General features: G+C 30.8%; 25 protein-coding genes. All 25 read right to left on the reverse strand.

Features of this window, described 5'->3' with window-relative positions:
- A partial coding sequence (locus ACWI69_RS07550) for a baseplate J/gp47 family protein (RefSeq protein ID WP_448821229.1) occupies positions 1–874 on the reverse strand: 874 nt, incomplete at its 3' end.
- Complete coding sequence (locus tag ACWI69_RS07555; protein ID WP_448821230.1) at positions 875–1,315, reverse strand: DUF2634 domain-containing protein; 441 nt, start codon at positions 1,313–1,315, stop codon at positions 875–877.
- Entirely contained in the window at positions 1,312–1,749 is a 438-nt protein-coding gene (locus tag ACWI69_RS07560) for a DUF2577 family protein (RefSeq protein ID WP_448821231.1), read from the reverse strand. Before ACWI69_RS07560 ends, ACWI69_RS07555 begins: the two co-directional genes overlap by 4 nt.
- Positions 1,749–2,702, reverse strand: coding sequence for an XkdQ/YqbQ family protein (locus ACWI69_RS07565; RefSeq protein WP_448821232.1), 954 nt, complete (start codon positions 2,700–2,702; stop codon positions 1,749–1,751). Before ACWI69_RS07565 ends, ACWI69_RS07560 begins: the two co-directional genes overlap by 1 nt.
- Positions 2,695–3,147 (reverse strand): hypothetical protein, encoded by a 453-nt coding sequence (locus ACWI69_RS07570; RefSeq protein ID WP_448821233.1) that lies wholly within the window; start codon positions 3,145–3,147, stop codon positions 2,695–2,697. The genes ACWI69_RS07565 and ACWI69_RS07570 overlap by 8 nt, the downstream gene beginning before the upstream one ends.
- Before the next feature lie 8 nt (positions 3,148–3,155).
- The gene (locus ACWI69_RS07575; protein ID WP_448821234.1) at positions 3,156–5,351 is read right to left on the reverse strand and encodes a hypothetical protein; all 2,196 of its coding nucleotides are present in this window, start codon (positions 5,349–5,351) and stop codon (positions 3,156–3,158) included.
- A gap of 286 nt (positions 5,352–5,637) precedes the next feature.
- Entirely contained in the window at positions 5,638–6,150 is a 513-nt protein-coding gene (locus ACWI69_RS07580; protein WP_448821235.1) for a hypothetical protein, read from the reverse strand.
- A gap of 50 nt (positions 6,151–6,200) precedes the next feature.
- Positions 6,201–6,611, reverse strand: coding sequence for a phage tail tube protein (locus tag ACWI69_RS07585; RefSeq protein WP_448821236.1), 411 nt, complete (start codon positions 6,609–6,611; stop codon positions 6,201–6,203).
- Positions 6,612–6,626: 15 nt separating this feature from the next.
- Positions 6,627–7,733: a phage tail sheath C-terminal domain-containing protein gene (locus ACWI69_RS07590; protein WP_448821237.1), complete on the reverse strand. Its 1,107-nt coding sequence runs from the start codon at positions 7,731–7,733 to the stop codon at positions 6,627–6,629.
- Positions 7,720–8,169 carry a phage tail terminator family protein gene (locus ACWI69_RS07595; protein WP_448821238.1) on the reverse strand — a complete coding sequence of 150 codons (450 nt, stop codon included), beginning with the start codon at positions 8,167–8,169 and terminating at the stop codon, positions 7,720–7,722. Before ACWI69_RS07595 ends, ACWI69_RS07590 begins: the two co-directional genes overlap by 14 nt.
- A gap of 7 nt (positions 8,170–8,176) precedes the next feature.
- On the reverse strand, positions 8,177–8,584 hold the full coding sequence (locus ACWI69_RS07600; protein WP_448821239.1) for an HK97 gp10 family phage protein: 408 nt from the start codon (positions 8,582–8,584) through the stop codon (positions 8,177–8,179).
- Between the two features lie 48 nt (positions 8,585–8,632).
- Positions 8,633–8,899 (reverse strand): head-tail adaptor protein, encoded by a 267-nt coding sequence (locus tag ACWI69_RS07605; RefSeq protein ID WP_448821240.1) that lies wholly within the window; start codon positions 8,897–8,899, stop codon positions 8,633–8,635.
- Entirely contained in the window at positions 8,892–9,170 is a 279-nt protein-coding gene (locus tag ACWI69_RS07610; protein WP_448821241.1) for a head-tail connector protein, read from the reverse strand. Before ACWI69_RS07610 ends, ACWI69_RS07605 begins: the two co-directional genes overlap by 8 nt.
- A gap of 9 nt (positions 9,171–9,179) precedes the next feature.
- Positions 9,180–10,379 carry a phage major capsid protein gene (locus tag ACWI69_RS07615; RefSeq protein WP_448821242.1) on the reverse strand — a complete coding sequence of 400 codons (1,200 nt, stop codon included), beginning with the start codon at positions 10,377–10,379 and terminating at the stop codon, positions 9,180–9,182.
- Positions 10,380–10,388: 9 nt separating this feature from the next.
- On the reverse strand, positions 10,389–11,126 hold the full coding sequence (locus ACWI69_RS07620; RefSeq protein WP_448821243.1) for a head maturation protease, ClpP-related: 738 nt from the start codon (positions 11,124–11,126) through the stop codon (positions 10,389–10,391).
- Entirely contained in the window at positions 11,127–11,315 is a 189-nt protein-coding gene (locus tag ACWI69_RS07625; protein ID WP_448821279.1) for a hypothetical protein, read from the reverse strand.
- Complete coding sequence (locus ACWI69_RS07630) at positions 11,273–12,382, reverse strand: phage portal protein (RefSeq protein WP_448821244.1); 1,110 nt, start codon at positions 12,380–12,382, stop codon at positions 11,273–11,275. Before ACWI69_RS07630 ends, ACWI69_RS07625 begins: the two co-directional genes overlap by 43 nt.
- Positions 12,379–14,091: a terminase large subunit gene (locus tag ACWI69_RS07635; RefSeq protein WP_448821245.1), complete on the reverse strand. Its 1,713-nt coding sequence runs from the start codon at positions 14,089–14,091 to the stop codon at positions 12,379–12,381. The genes ACWI69_RS07630 and ACWI69_RS07635 overlap by 4 nt, the downstream gene beginning before the upstream one ends.
- Entirely contained in the window at positions 14,091–14,546 is a 456-nt protein-coding gene (locus ACWI69_RS07640) for a P27 family phage terminase small subunit (protein WP_448821246.1), read from the reverse strand. The genes ACWI69_RS07635 and ACWI69_RS07640 overlap by 1 nt, the downstream gene beginning before the upstream one ends.
- A gap of 93 nt (positions 14,547–14,639) precedes the next feature.
- Positions 14,640–15,068, reverse strand: a complete 429-nt coding sequence (locus ACWI69_RS07645) for a hypothetical protein (RefSeq protein ID WP_448821247.1) — start codon at positions 15,066–15,068, stop codon at positions 14,640–14,642.
- On the reverse strand, positions 15,061–15,639 hold the full coding sequence (locus tag ACWI69_RS07650) for a hypothetical protein (RefSeq protein WP_448821248.1): 579 nt from the start codon (positions 15,637–15,639) through the stop codon (positions 15,061–15,063). The genes ACWI69_RS07645 and ACWI69_RS07650 overlap by 8 nt, the downstream gene beginning before the upstream one ends.
- Positions 15,640–15,816: 177 nt before the next feature.
- Positions 15,817–16,899 carry a hypothetical protein gene (locus tag ACWI69_RS07655; protein WP_448821249.1) on the reverse strand — a complete coding sequence of 361 codons (1,083 nt, stop codon included), beginning with the start codon at positions 16,897–16,899 and terminating at the stop codon, positions 15,817–15,819.
- Between the two features lie 70 nt (positions 16,900–16,969).
- Complete coding sequence (locus tag ACWI69_RS07660; protein ID WP_448821250.1) at positions 16,970–17,203, reverse strand: hypothetical protein; 234 nt, start codon at positions 17,201–17,203, stop codon at positions 16,970–16,972.
- 91 nt (positions 17,204–17,294) lie between these two features.
- The gene (locus tag ACWI69_RS07665) at positions 17,295–17,852 is read right to left on the reverse strand and encodes an N-acetylmuramoyl-L-alanine amidase (protein WP_448821251.1); all 558 of its coding nucleotides are present in this window, start codon (positions 17,850–17,852) and stop codon (positions 17,295–17,297) included.
- A complete protein-coding gene (locus ACWI69_RS07670) occupies positions 17,836–17,967 on the reverse strand; it encodes a hypothetical protein (RefSeq protein WP_448821252.1) in 132 nt (43 codons plus the stop codon). The genes ACWI69_RS07665 and ACWI69_RS07670 overlap by 17 nt, the downstream gene beginning before the upstream one ends.
- Positions 17,968–17,979: the final 12 nt, after the last annotated feature.

The raw sequence follows: 17,979 nt of genomic DNA on the forward strand, positions 1-17,979 counted from the left end.
CTTCCACATTATATCCCTCTTTTAATATTAATATAGTATCTATATTAAGTACTTTAGCCGTTGCTCCTATCACTGTGCAATATGCCCCTATTGGTGCCTGACCTGCTCCAGTACCCCAAGTATCATTATTATAACCTTTCGGGTCTACATATTCTTGAACTCTATTCGTTAACTCTTCATTTGGTACCATCTTATTATCATCTATTATAACCATTTGAACCGTGTTATTTCCATTCCACAATGGAAATACTCTTACATCTCCAACTCCTACAACCTCTCTACACCACTGTATATAATGATACGCATTCCCGGAAGTTGCTGGTTTTTGAATTTCTATTAGATATCTTTCTCTTAAAGAATCATCATTTTCCTCATCATAGCCATCTATTGTTGGAGCTTTATTTGTTACTTTAATTATCCCTTGTAGAGTAACTGGCATAAATATTATAGAGTTCGCCCCAACGTTTCCATTTGCTCCAGAGATTTCAGCTTCTATACTTACACTTCCAATTGTATTTATAGCGACTCCCTCTATAGCTTTATATCTATTGCCACTTTCTGTCTCAAAAATATCACCAGCTTTAATAGCTCCATTTCCTTCAACTGTCAAAATCCCTTTTGAAAAATTAGCTTTTTTCCTATGCAGACCTTTTCTTTGTTCTACAAACCTTGCTAACTCTTCTCCAGATAGATTATAAACATCTAACTTTTTAAAATATTCTTGTAATTTGCCTTCAAATTTATGAGACTGTATAGCAAATGTTCTTATTAAATCTCTTGTAAAGGTTCCTACATCCTTTACATAGTCGTCACTGATATCATTCAACATCTCTTGCTCTATTTCATCTATACTGGGTACTTTATATGTTGTCACTTAAATGCTCACCTCACTTACTGTTAGAGTCTCTCCACTTTTTAATATTACTGTAACCTCTATTTGCAAAGAGTTAAAATCAGATGATGATTTTATATCTATGACCTCTTTAATCTCTTTTTTAGCTTGAATTTTTTCTTTTATCTCTCTTTCTAGCTCCATAACTCCAAAAGGTGTACTAAATATACTATAACCTCTTAAATTATATAAATCAGTCATTCCAAAACTCGTATCATCATAGACTCTATATTTTCCTGTTTCAGTCAATATTAATAAATGAATCCATTGTATAATCTGTTCAACTTCACTTGCCTCTTTAGTTTTTCCATCTATCACAACAACTCTTTTGGTTTTAAAATCAAAAAGGATCTCTTTTTTCCCTTTGAGTTGACTTTCCTCTTTAATATCTAAATTTTCATCAAATACAGGAAATATACTCATTCTTTTTCTTTCACCTTCCTGTATTTAGAATCTATAAACCATTTTTGTCCTTTTTCTGTAGGAACAACCTTTACATAATCTCCAACTTTTAAAGTATCTGTATTTATAATTGTTCCGATAGCCTTATATTCCCCACTGCCTTCTATAATTCCGTGTTCATGTTTATGTGGCCCTGGTCCAATTTCAATATTACTTGATGTTGTAGTTATTGTTATTTCATTTATTTCTCCAACTATATCAAACTTTCTTGTGTAATCATCATATAGTCTATCATTCATGTATAGCATATGAGGAAATAAAGTTACCTGTCCATCCCAAATGGTTATAGTTGTCTCTGGAGGAGCTTTAATCACAATTCCTATACAAGCTTCAAATATTGACACTTGACTATCACTTTTTTTAAACATTTTGGCCATAGCTAATTCATAATTCATTAACTCACCTCCAACTCTAAACTACATATATGATTACCCTTAGGAAAAGCATGAGTACAGCTCTTTATTAAAAACTCCTCTTTTATTCCAAACTCTTTAATTTCAACATCTAAGAGCCTTCCAGCTCGTAACTCATCATTTCCTAATACATCAAGACTTGACGTAGTTAAAATTTTATTTAATTCCTTTAGCTTTTGAGTAGCTATATTTCTAACTTTTGAAACATCATCTTTGCTTGGATCTACTTCAACAATCTCCTGCAACATTCCATATTTTTTTATACTTTCTACATCTTCAGCTTTTGCATAAATACTTTCGTCTTCCGAATCATTTGAAACCACCAAAATAGTGTTTTTCATATCTGTAATACTTTCTGTAAGAGTAGGCATTCCAAATATATTATTAGTTACTTGAACCTTTATTTTCCTATGAGCTACTAAATTAAATGTTGTTCCTTCAATCTCTAAGAGATATTTCTTTCCTGTTTCTTCAGTTACTATTTTCAAAATATCATCTATTATTTCAGCTACAGTATTATTTTTATATATCTTGTCAATTGATGTCGCTATTCGCTCTATTTCCCCTATTTTAGCCTTTATACTCTTCAATAAGCTTTCTATACATGATGAGGCATTTAATCCGTTAAACTGCTTTATAACCTTGTTTTTATTCAAATAAAAATAGAAATCAAAACACTTTATTTCTTTTGAAAATTTAAGAGTGTCTATGTCAACAATTACTCCTGTAAATATATTCTTTTCATTCTCAAACTTAATGATATCCCCTGTTTTTATCGTTTCTGTCAGAGCATAATTTGAATCTTTAAAATTTCTTGGCATACTAAACTCAAATGATGCTCCTAGTGTATCAATGCTGGTAGTAAGACTTATACCACCAGCCATTTTTGATATATCCGTTATTTTATCCCCTTGAATTAATTTTAATTTATGCACTAGCTCCTCCAATCTTATTAGGGTCTACATACTCCTGAATAGAAAGAGTATATTTTATATTTCCATTCTGATTTTTCTTATACTTAAAATCAGTTATAATGCACTCCATATTTTCCCTAATAGACAAACTAACGACAACAATTCTTAGGGTCTTTTTTCTATTTCTCTGAAAAAAATCAATACATAGTGGTGCTAGAGTCACATTACCCAACCATCCATAAAACTTTGCAGGAAAAAAGCTTTCTATAGTTAAAGTTTTTAATCCATTTTCCCCTATTAAAGTTAAAAGTTTTCCACTTGTAGTTTCAAAAGATTCATAGTCCAATGGAGACTCAAACTCTATATCTGGAGGAACATATGGAAGTTTAAATACTTCTTTATTATTATCTACAGAGAAATATATCTCCATCCCATTTAATATATAATTACCTACATTTGAAATCACTTTTCACCTCACACCATGTTTGATATATTTGGATTTGCTATTTTTACAACTGCCTCTGCAACTTTGGATTTGAAATCTTTAAATCCATAGAAATCCCCTTCCAATATCACTGTAACATTTGGAGGTATTTTCTCTTTAGCTGATACCGCTGTTTGACTTTGCTTTTCATCTTGATTAAAAAAATTAGTTTCTGATTTTTTGGGAACTGTAAGCTCTGGAATTTTTACTCCTCCAATTCCCACTGGATTATTTACTTTTAAAGTTTGGATGGTCTCTATTTTATCTTTAGCAACCTTATTCTCTGTTATTGAAATATCAGTATCTTTAGCTCCAAATATTTTTTTAATAACTCCCCATGCCTTTTCTCCAACTTCTTTTAATTTATCAAAATGTTGTATTAATCCAAGCAAAGGTGCTATTGGTCCACCTAACAAAAATGCAAAATCTCCAATTCCATCTAAAAGATTTTTTATCCAGGAAAATAAACTTTTAAACGCGTTTATAACAGCATCTAAATGTTGCCATAAAACATAACAAACTGCTACGACTCCAGCTATTGCTAACACTATCCAAACTAATGGAATTGATGCTAGCGTTCCATTTAATAATCCTACAACTATTGAAATTACTGTTATTATGGATTTTAATACTATTAAAGCTTTTACAACTAAATAAATGCTTGAAACAAATACTAATATTGTTTCTATTAATGCCCTATGGTCTTTAATAAATTCAAATAAATTTCCAAAGAATACAATCATACTTTCTACTGCTTTTGTAACTTTTTCTGCAATTTTATCTATTGTTCCATCCTCTTGCCATCTATTTAAAATATCCACAATTTTTTCAACTTGTTGTTTTAATTTCTCATAAAGACTTCCTTGCTTTATCGTTCCTTGTTCTGTTATTCCAACAATTTTAGCTAAAGATGATTTTGTAACTCCTGTTACTGTGGACCATAACCCTTTTAGAGTTTTCGCCTGTTTCTCAGCTCCACCCTCAAATTTTTCTTGCATTACTTTTTGAAGAGTTTCTTCTAATTTTATTTGATCCTTTACCTGACCTTTTTTATTAAATACAATATCTTTTCCATATTTTTTAGCTGCTGCTTCTATCAACTCTTCTTTTTTTATTCCAAACTCTTTCAATCTAGTCCATTCACCCATAACAGCATCCGCCATTGCTTCCGTTGCTTGGTCTATCGATTTATTAGTCGCTCCAGCCATATCAGCTACATCTTTTAACCATCTTTCTGATGAAATACCATAAGCTTCCATTTTAGCTGTTGCTTCAACTACCTCTCCCGTTTCAAAAGGAGTTGAGTTAGCAAACTTTATTGCTTTAGACATTAACTGTCCTGCTTTTTCAGTAGACTTTGTCGCTGTTTCAAGTTGCATCTTATAGCCTTCAAGGTTCATTGCTTCGCCAAACCCCTCCTTAACTGCAAAGCCACTAATTATCGAAGCTACTGCTAGAGTTGTTTGTGCTGCTCTTTTAACTATTGTATCCATAGTTTTTTCTACAGACTTCCCCCACTTTTGAACTGTTTTTTTAGCCTCTGCTATTTTCTTATTGTTATCTACAACTACCTTGGAATATTCTCTCATTTCAGCTTTAGCTTTACTTAATTGTTCATTATTTTTTGAGATCACTTTTTCATAGTCAACTATTACTTTTCTAGCGGTTTCAACTGCTTTTGTATTTGTTTCTTGAGCTTTCTCTAGTGTCTGTAATTTGCTTTTAGCTACTGCTAATTTTTTGGCATAACTTTCTGCTTGTTGTTCAAGTGCTTTCGAACTTTGACTATATTTTTCAACTACTGATTTAGCTTTTTCAACCGCTTTTGTATTTTTTTCATATTCCTTAGATAATTTTTTTAAACTTACTTTATTTTCAGCGTTTTGAGCTTCCTCTAAAGCTTTTTTACTTGCCTTTTGTGCTGCTTCAAGTTCTCCCAACTTTATTTTATTATCTTCTAAGTTTTTTCTATAATTTGCTGCTTGGGTTGTTGTTTTTGAAATTAAACTATCATATTTTTCAGTTTGGTTTTTCACCTTCTCTATTTGCTTCTCATTCCCTGCATATTCTTTAGATAAATTTGCTACTGTTGCCTTTGCGGTAGCTATAATTTTATTTGCATTTGCAATTGTTCCCTCATATTTTTTGACTTGTTCCTTTGCTTTTTCCAATTGGCTACTAGCCATTGCGGTAGCTTTAGAAGCTGTTTTCAGAGGGCCAGAAAGGTTGTCTCTTAAGCTAAGTATTGTATTAATTACTTTATTTCCTATTTTTCGTCACCTCCTAGAGCTTTTAAAAATATCTCCATTTTTCGAGTGTCATATTTCACTTTTTCTTCAATCATCTTTTCCATGCTTTTCTTAAAAAATACTTCCTCTTCATACGAAAGGTTTAATAAATAATTCAGTTTATGTCCTCTTTCAAGATAGTAAGAAATCCAAAATAACTCTCCATATTCTTTACTATCTCCAATTAGTTTTTTACTGCTTCATTCACTGTTTTTTGCGTTTTAATTCCATCAAATATATCACTTAATTTTTGTGCTAAATCCATTACTTTATTTATTCCAAGTAGTTCTATCGGAATATCATATGGTTCAATACCTTTAAATTGTTCTCTAACTTCTTTAGCTCTCATTAGAGGACAAGATGAATAAACCAGTTTACCAGAGGCTTTAACTAATAACTTCATATCTATTTTTTCATTTGATTTCTCTGTTTTCAGATTTATATCTTTTTTAGAATTATCTTCAGTTTCTAAAATCTCTAAATCATCTTTTTTCTCCTCTTCATATGTTTTTTCTGTTGTTTTATCTATTGCCTTTACTACTTCATTTAAGTAGTCTAGTAAAACACCCTCACGAGGTCTTACAAACTCCATCAATCCAAAATCAACCACTTCAATCTGTGTTATCCTTACTTTTTTAACTTTACTTTCCTCAACTTTATTTAAAAAATCTTGTAATGTTACTGCTTTTTTTTCCATTTGTATCTCCCTTTTTAAAATAAAGCTCCTAATTAATAGGAGCCTCTATTTTATTTTTCTTGTAACCACTCATGCGTTTCTGCTTGGCCACTTAATTCAATTTCTGTTACTTTATTTTTCTCAAAGTCCACTAAAACCTCTTCATCAAATGTAACTCCATCTAATTTTAGTCTTTTTGTTACATTTCCTGAAATATTAGTTGTTGCAATTATTAAAGAAATATCAGCACTTTCATTAAAAGCATTCAAATTTTCTATACCTAAAAATTTGAATGTTCCCGAAAACTCTATTGTTTCTCCAACTTTTACTCTTACAACCCCATCTCCAGTTGGTGCCGGATATTCTTCATATTTTATTTTTCTTACTACTTTAGATTTTCCAACTGTTACTACTTCCTCTCCGTTAATCCAAAGTTTACCTTTATTTCCATTGAAATAGTCGTTCTTTTTAGGATTTGCCATCTACTTCTCCCTCCACTATATGAATATATCGAAAAAGAAATCTTCCATAATTCCTGTTATCTTTATATTTCCTTTTAAAAATACTTTTGTTCCCACAGTCATTTTCATAACATATGAATCGTCCCAAGTATTAACTGTTTCTTCTCCCCATTTTGAATAGTTAGCGATTCTTTGTTCTTCAATATCTATCATTGATTTATTATCAAAATTGGAATCTAAAATTTTATCTTTAGCTAAAGATTTAAAATATCCATTTATCGACGATATTAGCAACATTTGATTATCTAAAATATTTGGATATTTCCCTTTATAACTATCGTTCCAAGCCTTAAAAAGATCACAATATATTAAATCCATTTTTTCTACTGTATTTATATGTGTCATCTCCTCCGTGACTCCCTCTCCAGTAGTCACAAGTGAATTTACAGCTCTTGATACTTTTACTACTCCTTCATCATTAAATAAGGTGTGTTCTCCGTTACTTATGCTCTCGTTTAAATCCTCAGGTTCAACTACACTCTTAAATTTTAAAGGTTTAGCTATTCCAGACATCATCATACTTAGTCCAGCATAATAACCTAATAGATATGGAACTGCTGCAATTCCATCCATCTCTCCTCTATCGTCTGCAAATGTTACTTTTTCAGTAGTATGATTAACAACACCCATATTGTCAGCAGTAGCAACTTTATATGCAAAAGCTTTATATCTTTTTTTATTATTTTCTCTCTCTCCCTTTACAAAAGTGACTAAATCGCTCTGATTCTTAGTTCTTGTCAGTGGATTGTTTGAATATATAGCTATCCATGAGTTTCTGGGGATGATTCCTTTTACTTTATTGAATAAATCTGTTAATACATCCTCTACACCAAACTTAAATACATATAGAGCAAGTGGAACTCCCTCTAAAGCATCTTTTATAAACTCTATATTTTCTGGAGTAAATTTCGCCTGTTCCTCACTTCCAAACTCACTTATTGTAGAATATTTTGTTTTTGGAGTACCCTCTGTTTCATCCTCTAGGATTAATACAGCATATCCTCTTTCTCCTCTTTTAATTGCACTTACACCCAAGCCTTTAAACGTTATATCAAGACTTGGTAATCCGTTATTTGTCGGCATTAATTCCCTCCTTAAACTCTAATTCCTCCATATTTCCTTCATATACTTTCTCATATTCTTCCGCTATGAATATATTAAACCTACAGTGTAAAATCTTATCAACTTCAAATATTTCTACGTCTGTTGCTTGTACCACTAAATCATCTGTTATGTTAAAATAACTATTTTCCACAAAAGATTTAGTCAGCTTATCTCTCATCTCCAGTAAATCTATCTGATTTTTTTTAGGATGTTTTGGAAAATACACAACATCAAACTCTATCTCTTTTTCCTCAATTCTATCCATCAAATTTTCTACATTTACGTCTACAATATCTATGAAAAAACATGGTCTTTTAAATCCTTCTTCCACATCAGCTGAATTGACATCAACCTCAGGGTCAATTTTTCTTAATTTAGATACAATAGCGGCTTGTATATCTACAAATCCTGTCATTTTTCACCTACTTAAATCCGTTATTCATTAAAAGATTATCCAAGAAGTTTTCTGTATCACTTTCAAATTCACCTTCAAAATTCTTTTTGGCAGTTTCAAATACGTTGTAACCTCTTTGACGATCGTGTCCCTTTCCATTCCTATCAATTATTGCGTGTCCATATTCAATAAGATGGGCATGAGGAGCAGTAGAATATGTTCTGCACGCATAAGCCCCTTGGTATTCGTAAACTTTTCCTGACTTTATACCCTTTATATAATTTCCGGTTTTCTTTTTAATTCTACTCTTTGCAACTGAAATCGTTTTATTTTTTAATTTAATGCCCTCCTTTTTTAAAAAACTTTTAGTTTCTTTTCCATTTTTAATATCACCAGCTAATTTTAGTAAATCCTTTGACAATTGGTCTAAACTCATGTCATCACTCCGTTTTTAACTTCACTAACAAGTCTATAAAACTATTGCTTAAATATATTCAATTTCATAAACTAAGTCTTTATATTTAATATAGTGACTTGCATCAATTTCAGTTTTTCTAATTCTAATTTTAAATCTGGTGTTATTAGCTTCTGTATATCCCTCTCCGTTTATTAAACTTCCAGATTGAAATTTTATTTCCGCCCATATTTTTTTAACTAATATATCCTCATAAGTTGTTCCTAATCCACTTTGTACTTTTTCTCTTTTATATATTGCTATTCTATTTTTTAATTTACTACTAAAATTAGACATTATAATCACCATACTTTAATTTTATATACATGGATGAGAGCATATTATTTGGTTTAAACTCTAAATCCTGAGAGCCTCTTTTTTCATATCTATCAGCTATAATAATCAATTGAGCTAACTCGTAAGTTTTAGTATCCCCACCAGAGTCAAAAGTAACTCCAGTGGAATTTTCTATCTCTTCTCTACTAAACTCTATAAGCATCTCAATAAAAGTATCATCATAATCCTCATCTACTCTTAGATACCCTTTGGTCTTCGTTAAATCTATCATTTAGACCTCCTATTTTTTAGAAGCTCCCTTTGTATTAAAGGCTACTGCTACCTGTCCAGTGATTGGAATTTCTCCAAATACAACTGCAGCTGAATCAAATTTTTTAGCTTGCATTCTTAAGATAGCTCTCATCTCTACTGCATTAGTGTTCCAAGCAGTTCCTCCAACTTCTGTTGATGCCAATTCCATAGTTTCTCTGTCGAATAGCACGATACCATCTTTTAGAGACCCTATTATAAGTGGAGCTTTTTTCTCTGTAGTTCCGGTTGTTTTTAAAATCTTGTTAGATAATACAATAACTCCTCTTCCATTTAACATCTTTTTAGTAGAATTTTTTGGGTCTTTTTCTAACAAATAATTACCTTGTGAATCTTTAAGTTTATTTAAAAAGTTGAATCCATCCTGATTTGTAACTACTTTGGCCAATATGGATAAAGATGGATCTAAAATTACATCTATTATATCCTTTGCTTCATCAATGGTTGAAATATCAACTTTTGGAAACGTATTTAAAACATCTAATATCAATTTATTTTCTGTTGCAGTAGCTTTTTTAGCAAGCCATCTATTTAAATAAGTTCTTAAATTTGCAGTTTGGTCTTGTAATAATGTTCTTGGAATCGGTAAAATACCTCCATAGCTCTCTGCTGTATATGTAATCGTATCAAATTTTGGTCCCGTCGTTGTACCGATTGCAGTTCCTTCTACAAATTTTTCAAATCCAATGTGCTCTGCATCTTGTTCTAAAACCCTAGTTCCTGTTAAAGTGGTAACTGGTTCAACTGTTACTAAATCCCTCAATGAAGTGAATTGTCTTTTTAACTCATTTATTGCTGTTTGTTGATCTATTGGAATCAATAATCCTCCATCTGCTGGAACTAATGAAGATAAGTTTCTAGCCTCTAAAACTTCTCTATCCTCCACAGTTGCTCTTCCCCTTAAAGTATTATAAAATGCCTCTTCATATCTTGCGTTGGTACTTTCCGCACTCTCTGGCATATTTCTAGGTAATTGTATTCCATTTCTAGCTTGAGGTGTCGTAGTTTCCCCCTCTCCTATTTGCTTTTCTAAGTTAATTTTTGCTTGAAGCTCAGTTATTCTATTTGTAACTTCTGTAATTTCTACCTCTGTCGCACCTTTATTCATTATGTTTCTGGCTTCTGCTTTCAGATTAAACATCTCTTGTTGTAGCTGTTGTAATATTGTCATTATGACCTCCTATAAATTTATTAATAAGTTTAATTTTGCTTTTGCTAATTCCATTTCGGAAGTTCCGAAATCCTCTTGAATCCCCTTCTTTTTATCTTTAATCTTTATACTATTCATTAAAAGATTTTTAGGAAGCCTATAATTCTTATATAATTCCCCATCCAAGCAAGCAGCTATATCAATTTCTTCTGTTGAAGTAACATTGAAGTAATCTTTAGCTGTGAAACCATCAAACCACGTTTCTGCTTTCATAAGATCTAGAAACTCATCAAATGTTTTTCCATCTTTTGCTTTTTCCGTATAAGCATTTGCTATTGTAGTGTCAAATCTTTCATATAAATCTGCTTGTTCTCTTAAGTCGTCTGCGTTACCTACTACAAATCCCCATGCTTTATGAATCATCAAGTAAGCATTTTCAGGGACTATAATTTCATCTCCTACCATTGCAATGACTGACGCTATTGAAGCTGCATAGCCCTCTATAAAAACCCTTTTATGTCCTTTGTGTCTTGCTAACATATTGTATATTGCAATTCCAGCAAACACACTTCCTCCCGGAGAGTTAATATAAATGTCTAAAGCATCATTTTCTCCAATTTCACCCAGTAAATCATTTACATCAGATGGAATAACATCACTATCCGCCCACCTGTTTGATGAAATCTCTCCAAATATAATCAATTCGGCTATATTTCCAGCTTTATTTTTTACCTCTAATCTCCCCTTATCCAAATTAAGTACTGGCATTTATTCACCCCCTTTATTCTTGCCATATTGATTCCCTATATTCTCTAAATTAATTGTAGAGCCATTTCCTAATAAAGTATCTCCATCCTCTACGTATGGTAGGTTTAAATCCTCTCTAACTTCATTTGGTGTCATTGCAAAATTAGTTAAATACTTACTATAAACCTCTGCTTGGGTTTTGTTGTCCATCTTAAACAGAATTTTTCATTAATTTCCAATCTATAACCTTTATTAATCTCTTTTTCACTTAATACTTTATATGTTATCTCTTGTTCATACGCTTTAAACAATGGTTGTAACGTATTTACATAGAAATCTACTTGTTGAGTTTCCGAATTAGAATAACTTGATTTTGTATAGTCATTAATTATGTTTGGCTTTATTCCAAATGCTGCTGCTAATTGTAATGCTGAAACTTTATTATTTTCAAAGAACTGTGCATCTGCTAACTTCATATCCAACAATTGAGCTTGAAACCCAGCTGGTACTGGAATAAATTTCCCCGAACCTTGTGTTGCCGAATATCTTTCGAGGTTTCCCGCCACCTTTTGTTCCTTTCCTTTTTCTAATTCTCCTGGATAATGCACTAAAATTTTGGAACCAAACATATTGCTTTTATAAAGCTTATTCAAAAATCCCACTGAATTTTTTCCACTACTTATTTGAGTTTTTAAAATATCTCTTATTGGAAGCCCTGAGAGTCCATCAAAACTTATATGAGTTTTAAGATGAATAATCTCATCCATTTCAAAGCTATACTGCTTTCCAGTCCTTTTATCAGTCCAAACATACCAAATTGCATTTGCCCTTCCAAAAATACCTTTATTATCTATCCAAATTCTTACTTCACTACTTGGTAATAGCCATAAATATCTTGGAAACCCATTTTTATCAGCTTCTATGTAGATATACGCATTCCCATGGTGTAATTTATTTAGTTCCACTGTTCCCCAAAATGTTGCAGCAGTCATATATGGATTTGGTCTTAAATTTAAAATAATATCAATTTTAGAATTAATCACTTTCTCTTTTCCTTTTTTCGAAGTTAAAATTCTAAGTTCCCACGGCATTTTCGATATTGTCGCTGATAAATGCTTTAAACATATATAGTAAATTGTTTCTGATAAATCACTGCTTCTATCAATATCATCCACATTAATTCCGTAGCTACTTAAAAAATTTCCAAGTCCTTCAAGTGTAACTCCATCTTTTTGCTCCATTTTTAGTAAATTTTTCATTTTTTCAACTATTTTCATTCTTCACCCCCTCCATATAATTTATTTAAAATTTCATCAGAAACTAATTCATTAATATCAAATTCAAACTCATGATACATTGCCAATTTAAACCCACATAAAAGGGCATCTATGGGATCAATTCTTTTTACAGAAGCATCTTTATCTATCTTTATGAATCCATTATTTTGTTTTATAACAGTATTCCCCATTGCGTAATTCAACAATGGATTGGGTAAATAATATACATTTTCACAATATACTTGTTCCCTAAATCCTGCTGTACTCTCATTTAAGGATTTATGAGATTGAAACACCTCTGTCACTTCGTAGCCTTGGACCTCTAAGTCCATCATTAACTTTGAAGCATTTGCAGGATCAAAGCAAAGGTGCCTTATTTCCCATCCATTTTCTTTGCAGATATTAAGTACATATTCCATAACGTAGGCTTGATCAACAATTGGAGTATTGGTTATTGTTAAAAATCCTCTTTCTTCCCAACTGTCATATGGAACTCTATCTTTCATTTTTCTTTCTAATAGCTTATCCCTATTTGGTATAAAGGAATGACTAAAAATAATGTACTTAGCTACTCCTAAATCCATAATTGGAATAACAAACGCTACACTTGTTAAATCAATCTTAGCCGACATATCAAACCCGACATATACAGGTCTATTCGTAACGTCATAAGGTAGCTCTTTTACTTCACATTTTTTCCATTTTTCCATATCCATATAACTTTGGTCCTTCGCTTGAACCCAAATATTACAAATTTTGGTTTTAAAGGAGATCATTTTCTCAGGAACACTTTTGGCAACCTCATAATCAGAAGCTATTTTTTCTAATCCCTCTTTGTATGTTGCACGAAGTGGATTAGCCTTTTGCCACGTCCTTATATCTCCTACATTATCATCCTTATCCGCTTCACAAATATCTACAAAATACTCACTATTTTCTACATCTATACTTGGATTTAATAGCTCTGAGCAATATTTGTACTCTTCTGTATAGCACGGTACATTTAGATCTATTCCAGCAGTTGTTATTATTAGTAGTAACGACTCTTTAGAGTTACTTCCTAATGCTAAATCATAAAATTCAGTCGTTGTGTGTTGGTGGTATTCATCAAGCACCAACGCTGCCGGATTGGTTCCATCTCCTGTTTTCCCATCTTGCTTAGATAATGGTTTTAAAAACGAAGTTGTTTTTATATGAACTATTTTATCTCTTGTCATTTTGAATTTTGGAGATAAAGAACTACCCATAAGCATATTTTGACACTCTGTAAACAGCAATTTTGATTGCTCTCTCTTTGTTCCTGCACAGAATGTTTCTGCTATTTCATTGTTTCTAGTTGCCACTGTCGAAATTTCATAGAGCATACACCCGGCTTGCATTTGAGTCTTTGCATTTTTTCTTCCAACCTCTATAAAGGCTTTTTTAAATCTTCTATATCCATTTTCTCTTTTCCAAGCATATATTTGACAAACTATAAACTTTTGCCAATCTGTCAAAACTATTGGAGTTCCTGCTAAAATTCCTTTTGAATGTCTGAGGTACGTAAACCATTTAACTATCCTTTGAGCTTCTATTTCATCCCAAATGAACTTGTTTTCTTCAACATCTTTTAAAAAGCGTTTACAAGCCCAAATATGCTTTTCTCCACTCGGAATTACCCCCACGATACATTCATTGGAATATCTTATAAGTTGCTCTTTAATACCCATTAAACGTCTCCAAATTCATCATGTATTTTTTCTTCAGTAGTAGTTACCAATCTATTTCCAGTTTTTAATCTTGATTCCATAGTTAACCCCAACAAAGCTCCATATCTTTTCATCTCGTCTGAATATTTTAATTCTAAATTTACTAGTGGATTTACGTCTTCTACAATCATTACATCAGTTTTTAAATTAGTTACAATTGAGGTATATCTAGCAAAGGCATTACAGTAAGCTCCTAAATTATTATAATCAAGATTACTTATCATAGATTTTTTATTAAATTGCTCTACAAGTCTAATCCATTCATTTATTGCACATTTATTTACCAACCATTTTGGAGGACATTCCAGTTGGTCATTCCCAACAAAAACTGATTCTTGCTCTAATTGTTTTCTTTTTATCTCTTCTTGAGTTAAATGTTTTGTTTGTGTTTCAAGTGATTTTCTAATTTTTGACACCTCCATTTTTTATTTTCTAAATTTTTTCTCAAAGGGAAATTTGCGAAAAAGATTTAGGAAAATGTGGTGCTAGGTCGCTCCCTAAAAACTTTTTCATACACCCCTCCCATGCTCAATTTCCCAAATTTTTATAAACTTTTTTATCTCTTTAATTGTTTGGATTTGATTTGTTTCATATAGCTTATGTATCTCCCTATGAGCTTCATCACTCAAATAAACAAGATTTGATAGTAATAATCCTTTTGATTTATTCTCTGATAATGGAACTATATGATGAGTGATTCTTCCTTTCTTTATTCTGTTATGTTTATATAAACTCCATAAACATAGACCTGCGAATCTTTCTTTACAAACCTTTCTTAATTCCCTCCATTCTTTACTGCTATAAAACTCTTTATTCTTTCGTTGCTCTCTATCATATAACCGATTAGATTCTCTTTTCATCTTTAAAGTACACTCGTTAGGGCATTGACCTATTGAATATGAATATACTGTTCTACATCTAGGACATATCTTATTCATCTACAACAACTCCATAAGCTTTCGCTTTTCTCTCTTTTGTTTTTAATTCTATTTTCTTTAATTTTAAATCTATTAAATCTGAATCTAATTTTATCTCTCTTTCTCTCTCATCAACTAATATCTCGTCTTTATAAGCTTCATATCTTACTAATTTATTTTTATAATCAAGTTCTTCTTCTAGACTCATTATTGAATATAGTTCTTTAGCAAATTGATAACTATCTCTATGAGTTGCTATTCTAATTCTTAAAGCATCTTCTACACCTTTGTTTGTAGGTCTTTCCTTTTTTCTTTCTGATTCGATAAGATAATCTAAAGTTGATTTATGAAGATTCTTATAATGACCTTTTATCTCCTCTTTCTCTTCTAAATGTTGCTCTATATCTTTTTGTACTTCTCGTAAATAAAGTAGTGTGGAATTAATTCCTTTTTGCCACTTCTCTTTACTCGATAAGTTTCTTAATGTGCCGTAAGACAACCTAAACTCATAAGCTAACTCTTTTAAATCTACTCCAGCTTCAAATCTTTTTCTTATCTCTTTCTTAATTGTATTAGAAACTTTATTTATCACTAAGACACACCTCCTATTAAAAGAATAAATTAAGTAATAAAAATGTCATTTATAACGGCTATTAGTTAATAAGGAAAAATTATTCAAATTACTTTAGATAAAATCATTCATAATCTATCTATTTATAAAGTGTTTCAGCCTATTTTTAGACCTTAAAGATTTAACCACTATTTGAAATTAGTGGTTAAAAATAAATTCCATCAAATAATTTAATTTTTCTAAATTATTATGATTGGAATAGTTCTTCAATATCGTTTTTGTTTCTCTTGTTTTATGTGGCTTATCATGATTGTTAACAACTTCTATTAAAAGAGTGTAGTCAAATATCCAGCATGATTCTTCTAAATGCTTATAAACTCCCCTTTTCTCTTTTTTACCTAGCTCTTTTCCAAATTTATTAAATTTTTTAAAAGCTATAAATTCCTTTTCTAAATTAACTTTTATAACACTTTCCAGATGCTTTATTCCTTCTTCTAAGAGTTTCTTCTTGGTATTCTCTATAAAAATTCCATCAATAAGTTCAAAGCTATTTAAAATAGAATTTAAACTATTATCCTTTTCTTTCTTATTTGCATAATATGAAAAAGTTCTATTTAAAAATCTCCATTCTAACCTTGTTACATCTAGATCCAAATCTAACTTTTTAGACTCTTCTGTTTTGTCATAAACAGTAACTAAAGTAGAAGTATAGTTTCCTAAAAGGGTTTCATCTTGAAACATCAATTTATAACTTTTATTTCTAGTGCATCTACTTATTTTTTTAAAATGTGGTACTGATATAAACAACAGTTTAAAAGCCTCTTCAACTTCTAAAAAAGGCTTATTAAAATTAAGATTTATCTCAACATCTTTAATTTTTGCCTCGTTTAAATTTATATCTATACCTTTCTGAAAAAGTTCTTTAATCAATATTAGGAGAGCTGCTTTCAGTTCTGTTTCTCTTGAATTATAAATATTATGACCACTTAGAATTTTATTTGGGTTAAATCTCAAATTTTTAAAAGATGTTTCTTTTCCACTTGTATATAACCTTGTAGTGCTATCTAAGGTATAGCTTGGTTCTTTCAAACAAAACTCTTCCTGGTAATACTCCTCTGTTACCTGTTCTGTTATATAAAGATTACTATTATAACTTATTTCAAAGTTATATAGAGTTAACCAATCTATACCTATTCTGAATATCTTACTGGCATCTAAATTCACATTTATATACCTCCACTCTGCCAACCCCTTTCCCGAACCTTCCTGTAATTTATACATTGGTTCATCCATATTTTGTTACTAACTAAAATGTACCAATTGCTTGATACACTTTAATCAGTAACCCATCTTAATAGGTTACATTTTCTTTTTTTTCTATTTGTTCTAAAAGTTGTTTTATTAAATTGATATCTCTTTTTAAATCTTCTAGAGTATTTTTTTCATAAAAATTCTCTTTTTTTCTTGAAAATAATAAATGTATTTTTTTATCATCAATTATCTCTAAATTTTGAGCTATTTTTTTACTAATTTTTTTTATTTGAAGAATATTATGAGTTAATGTTTCTGTTTTAATGACTTGCATAATTGCCTCCTTTTTTTCATTTATTAGCACCTTCTCACCTTCTCATTGACAACCAACCTTTCTGCGATTTTTATTATTTTTATATGACCTCTCAAAGCTCGTTTTTATCTACATACTCTAATATCTCAATTATTGCATTTGAAACTTTTTCAATGGATTTATCTAGATAGTCTTTATTCTTAATATTATCTAAAAAGAATGGTTCTATTAGTATTGCTACTGGCTTAGTTTTATTAAGAATTGAACCTCCTCTATCCTCTGGTTTAGTAGGTTTTATTCCTCTATCTGGTAATCCCAAATGCTTAGTTAAAATATCTTGAGCTACTGAAGCTAACTTTTTTCCTTTTGATGATGTGTGAGCGTATAGAACCTCTGTTCCTTGTACTTTTGTGTTATAAGCATTGAAGTGACAACTTATTAAAATATCTCCATTTAAAGAATTAACTTCATTAACTAAATTTCCAAAATCATTTCTAGCTTTAACAATTAAATCAATACCTATCAGTCTTTCTCTTTTAAAAACTTCTGCCACTAGATGAGTTGTTAAATCAAATTCTGTTATAATCTTTCCATCTATATTTGTATTGCATCCAGGACTTATAAAGTTGTGTCCTGCTAATAAAATAACTCTTTTAGTTCCTACCATCATTCCATCTCCTTGCTTCCGCATCAGCCTTACCCAATTGAATCATCAACTCTGACTTAATATCTAAATCAATCTCTAAAGATTCAATCAACTCCATTAATTTTTCCATTTCTTCCATAAAAAACTCCTA

The sequence above is a fragment of the Cetobacterium sp. genome, from assembly GCF_977044495.1.